The organism is Rectinema subterraneum (assembly GCA_009768935.1).
Lineage (GTDB): Bacteria > Spirochaetota > Spirochaetia > Treponematales > Rectinemataceae > Rectinema > Rectinema subterraneum.
Genome location: WESA01000086.1, coordinates 1 through 4761, shown reverse-complemented (window position 1 = coordinate 4761; position 4761 = coordinate 1). Strand labels below are relative to the sequence as shown.

Here is a 4761-nt window from a genome sequence, read left to right as displayed (position 1 = left end):
ATCGTACATCGAAGTGACTGGCATGAGCAGGCTGAATAACGGTGCTGCGCTGTCATTGCTCTTGCTGTTGCCCACGCTGACTGCGTTTCTGGTACAGCGCCGCTGGGTGAGCAGGAAATCTTTTGTCGTAGTGACTGGTAAGCCTTCGACGCGGCTGTCGGATCTGGCGGCTCCTGGGGCACGGCGCGCATTGACTGGCTTTGTCGTGGTGGTGAGCGGTCTTATCGTCGCCCTGTATTTGACCATTGTTGCAGGCTGCTTTGTCAAAAACTGGGGCATCGACTATACCTTCACGCTTGTGAATATCCACGAAGCGCTGACGAGGGGCAAGCAGGCATTGATTTCGACAATCACTCTGGCGGGGATCGCGACGCCGATTGCGGGCGTTCTCTCGATGGTGGCTGCGGTGATTCTCGTGCGCAAAAAATTCCCCGGCAAGCGCATCCTCGAATCGCTCATCATGACGCCGTTCGCCATTCCGGGCACGCTGGTCGGTATCAGCTTTATTCTGGCATTCAACAAGCCGCCCCTTTTGCTGGTCGGGACTGGGGCGATTCTGGTAATCAACTATGTCATCCGCGAACTGCCGGTCGGGCTTGAGGGAGGTGTGGCTGCGCTGCGGCAGATCGATCCGTCGATCGAGGAGGCTGCGGCGGACTTAGGCGCTGACCAGGCCACAATTTTCAGGACAATAATCCTACCGCTCATCAGGCCAGCTTTCATTTCGAGCATGTCCTACACATTCGTGCGCTCGATGACCGCAGTCTCGGCAATTATCTTCCTCATAAGCGCGCGCTGGTACCATATCACGATTCAGATCTACAACTTTTCGGAGAATCTGCGATTCGGCCTGGCGAGTGTGCTTGCGACAACGCTTATTATTATCGTGCTGGCGGTTTTCGGGCTCATGCGCCTTTTGATACGTCAGAGCGAATTTTTGGAAAAAACGGTAACCGCCCAATGAGGCGAGGCAAATTTTAAAAAAAGGGGTCAGACCCCGTTTTTTAAGAAAAGGAACTGCAAATATGGCAACAAAATCCGTACCTGTGACCCTTTCCCATGTGACCAAAATTTTTAAGGACCCAAAGAGCAAGGCAGAAGTCCATGCGGTGGAAGATGCGAATTTTGATGTAAGGTCTGGCGAGCTTGTGACACTTTTAGGGCCTTCTGGCTGTGGAAAGACTACGACGCTCCGCATGATTGGCGGTTTCGAGCTGCCGACCAAGGGCAAAATTCTTATCGGCGACACCGACGTAACATATCTGCCGCCGAACGGCAGGCAGACCGCGACAGTCTTTCAGTCATATGGTCTTTTCCCCCACATGGATGTGTTCGACAATGTCGCCTATGGGCTCAAAATCCGCAAGCTTAGTCACACTGAAATCGAGAACAGGGTGAGGACAGTGCTCGAACTGGTCGGCCTTGCCGAGCTTGCTCACCGCGCGCCAGGGCGGCTTTCTGGCGGTCAGCAGCAGCGAGTCGCGCTCGCGCGTTCTCTGGTTGTCGAACCGCAGGTCCTTCTGCTCGATGAACCACTTTCCAACCTCGATGCACTGTTGCGCGAGCAGATGCGAGTGGAAATTCGGCGTATCCAGAAGTCGCTTGGCATTACCGCAATCTATGTGACGCACGACAGGATCGAGGCCATGAGCCTTTCGGACCGCGTTATTGTTATGCGCAACGGCGTGATTCAGCAGATAGGCACGCCAGGCGATATCTACGAAAGGCCGGTTTCGATGTTTGTCGCAGGCTTTGTGGGCAAGGTTGCTTTCTTCCCTGCGCAGCTTGAAGGAATCGAGGCTGGCGGCAGGGCAATTTGTACGGTAGGAGGAAAGAGAGTCCGAGCTGGTTCAGCTGCAGAGGGGCTTGGCACAGGATCCCCCGCCGTCATTATGGCAAGACCCGAATCGCTCAGGCTCGTGGAAAAGGAAGATGCGATCTCGTCGGGAACCGTCACTGCGCGGGTGTATCTAGGGTCGAGCGTCGAAATTTATGTAAAAACCGAAACGGGCGAAATTCTGGTTCAGATTGATGATCCTTCGGGGAAGGCCATTCCTTCGGAGGGCGAGGCTGTCTGGATCGGGCTGAACGAGGCTTTGGTGCGCGTGCTTCCTGCAGAATAAACTTGGGTCTGTCAGAACGTGCAGTGAAATGCGCGTATGTGGCGGTTTCAGGTGCGCTCTCGCCATCTCAGCAAGACCGCCTCGATCGCATCGATTGCGAAATATACAAAAAGCCCGAACAACGAAAGCGCAAGGATCGCCGCATACATGTCGGGGTAGTCAATTCGCGACCATGCATCCATGATATACCAGCCAAGGCCATCGATCGAGGCGAATGTTTCCGACAAAAAGAGCACCGCAATCGCGGTTCCCAGGCTCACTCGCAGCGCAGACATGAGCGAAGGTGTTGTCGATGGCACAATTGCGAGCCGTATAATGGAAAGCCGCGAAAAACCCAGGGTTCGCACGCTGTCGAGCAGCGCCGGCGCGATGCCTTTTGCTGCATCCCGCCCGGTCACGAAAAGCTGCCCGAAAATGACTAGGCCCATCAGCGCAATCTTGGAAGCGTCGCCAAGCCCCAGAAAGAGCATAAGAATAGGCAGAAAAGCGACTTTTGGCAACGGATGCAAAAAATAGACAAGCGGCGCGAATATATTGTCGAAAAATGGAATGCGCCCGGCAAGAAGCCCAAGCACCCATGCAAGCGGCCCCGCGGCCAGAAGCGCAAAAAATACACGGCGCGCTGACGCGAGCACATGAATCTGAAAGACGCCTTTCTGCAGATTTACTGCAAATTGGGCGAAAGCGAGCGAGGGTGAAGGCAGAAATGGACGCTGCACGAGCGCGGCTGCAGCCCACCATGCTGCCACAAGAAATACTGCTGCTGCAAAAATTTGCGCGGATCTGGCGAGAAATCGTGTCACAGACGGCGCAAGCTTTTTGTGTGCAGGCAGTGCCGCTGGTGCCGCCGGTACATCTGGTGCTGCAGATACAGCCGGTACTGCCGGTACAGCTGCTGCCAGCGGTGTAACCGCCGCCGCCGGCACAGCAAATGCCGCCGCAGCCATCTCCGCTTCGGCTTTTTGCGCAACTGCCTGGTTGAAGGTATGGCGAAGCGCACCGACCGCCGCAAGGTAACCGCTGGTCTCGCGCGGATTCAATGATGCTTCAGGCGGGCTGGCGGGCGGCTGCTGAGGCACGGGGGCTTGCATGACATGCGGCGCGCGCGCTGCCGATTCTTGCTCCCACACGTGCGGATTGTCCACAACCTGGCAATAGTTTGCAGGCATGCTTCCGTCAAGCACCACAACAGAATCGGCGAGATACACTGCCTCTTCGATTGAATGGGTGACTATGATGATCGTGGTATTGTGCGCTCGCTGGATACTGCGCAGCATGTCCTGGACCGATTCGCGGGTCAGCGCATCCAGGCTCGAAAATGGCTCGTCCATCAGAATGAGGTCGGCATTGATGGCAAGTGCTCTGGCTACCGCGACGCGCTGCTGCATGCCGCCGGAAAGCCGAACTGGATAGGCTTTCCGCCATTCGGAAAGGCCAAGTTCTTCAAGAATGCCTCGAACGCGCGCATGGCGCTCCGCTGGGGGGATACCGAGCGCCTCCAGCCCGAGCCCTGCATTGCGCTCGACTGTCAGCCATGGTAAAAGGCCGAAATCCTGGAAAATGAAGGCTATGCGCGGCCCAGCGGCTGGAACCTTGCGGCTCTGGAGCTTCTCTTCCGCCCGGCCCTCGACGACAATCCTGCCGCTCTGCGGTGTATTAAGCCCGGCGATAAGCCGCAAAAGCGTAGTCTTGCCACAGCCGGAGGGGCCTATTACAGCAGTGATGCGGCCATGCTCGAATTGCGCAGAAAAATGCTCGAAGACCGGCTTCGGTATGCCGTGGACAGTATAAAAAAAACTGATATCTTCGAGACTTACCATCCAGTTACCATGCTGGCGTCGACAAGGTCAGCGGTTTTTGGCAGCGCTTTTATGAGAGCTTTGGATAAAAGCCATTGCGCAGCCGTTTCGATGCTCGTCTGCACAGGGAGGCGCGGTTTGACATAGCGCGGGAATACGAAGACGCGCGCAGCTTCATCCGGGAAACTGAGCGATTCGATCAGCATGTTCCTGTACTGATCTGGCTGGGCGTTGATGCGCTGTGCGGCGTTCCAGTAGGCGCGATAGAAGCGCTTGAGCGTATCGGCATTCTTCGCGATTACCGAGGGCGGAAAGGCGAGGACACCCGCTTCGAGGCCGGAATCGTCGGATGAAACGAGGATTTTTGCGCCGCGAAGCTTTGCAGTGGTCAGGAATGGTTCGGGCATGACCGCGGCGGGGATCTGATCCGAAAGCAGCATTTCGAGCCGGACTGGCATTTTGGGGACTGGAACCAGGTTGAGCGAATCAGCCTTAAGGCCTGCTTCTCGCGCGCTCCAATCAGCAAAATAATGAATGATCGTATTGAGCGAAACAGCAATATTCTTGCCTTCGAGCTCTTTCATGGATTGAATATTCGATTTCGGTGAAACAGCGACACCATAACGGCCATTGGTGAGGCTCGTAATCTTAAGCGGGAAACCGCCCTGATTCGCGAGAACGACAGCAAGTACATCGGTCACCGCGCCATCAATCTTTCCCGCCTGAAGCGCGGAATCCCGCTCGATTGCGCTCGAGAATCGAACAAGCTTGACCGAGATGCCTTCTTTTTGGAACAAGCCTTCGTTATCAGCGACGATAAGGGGCAGCGAATCTGCGTC

4 protein-coding genes are annotated in these 4761 nt (G+C 55.8%); 2 read left to right on the top strand and 2 right to left on the bottom strand.

Features of this window, described 5'->3' with window-relative positions:
* On the top strand, positions 1 to 964 hold a 964-nt coding region (locus GAP13_RS12580; RefSeq protein WP_158908641.1), incomplete at its 5' end, for an ABC transporter permease.
* 61 nt (positions 965 to 1025) lie between these two features.
* A complete protein-coding gene (locus tag GAP13_RS12575) occupies positions 1026 to 2123 on the top strand; it encodes an ABC transporter ATP-binding protein (RefSeq protein WP_158908640.1) in 1098 nt (365 codons plus the stop codon).
* A gap of 47 nt (positions 2124 to 2170) precedes the next feature.
* Here the strand turns inward: GAP13_RS12575 and GAP13_RS12570 are convergent, their stop codons facing one another.
* Together GAP13_RS12570 and GAP13_RS12565 are read right to left on the bottom strand one after the other, a co-directional pair.
* Positions 2171 to 3943, bottom strand: a complete 1773-nt coding sequence (locus tag GAP13_RS12570; protein ID WP_158908639.1) for an ATP-binding cassette domain-containing protein — start codon at positions 3941 to 3943, stop codon at positions 2171 to 2173.
* On the bottom strand, positions 3937 to 4761 hold an 825-nt coding region (locus GAP13_RS12565), incomplete at its 5' end, for an ABC transporter substrate-binding protein (protein WP_158908638.1). The genes GAP13_RS12570 and GAP13_RS12565, both read right to left, overlap by 7 nt.

Bases quoted from the DNA above. Each gene is read 5' to 3' on its own strand.
- GAP13_RS12570 (WP_158908639.1), bottom strand. From the start codon at position 3,943: ATGGTAAGTCTCGAAGATATCAGTTTTTTTTATACTGTCCACGGCATA.
- GAP13_RS12575 (WP_158908640.1), top strand. From the start codon at position 1,026: ATGGCAACAAAATCCGTACCTGTGACCCTTTCCCATGTGACCAAAATT.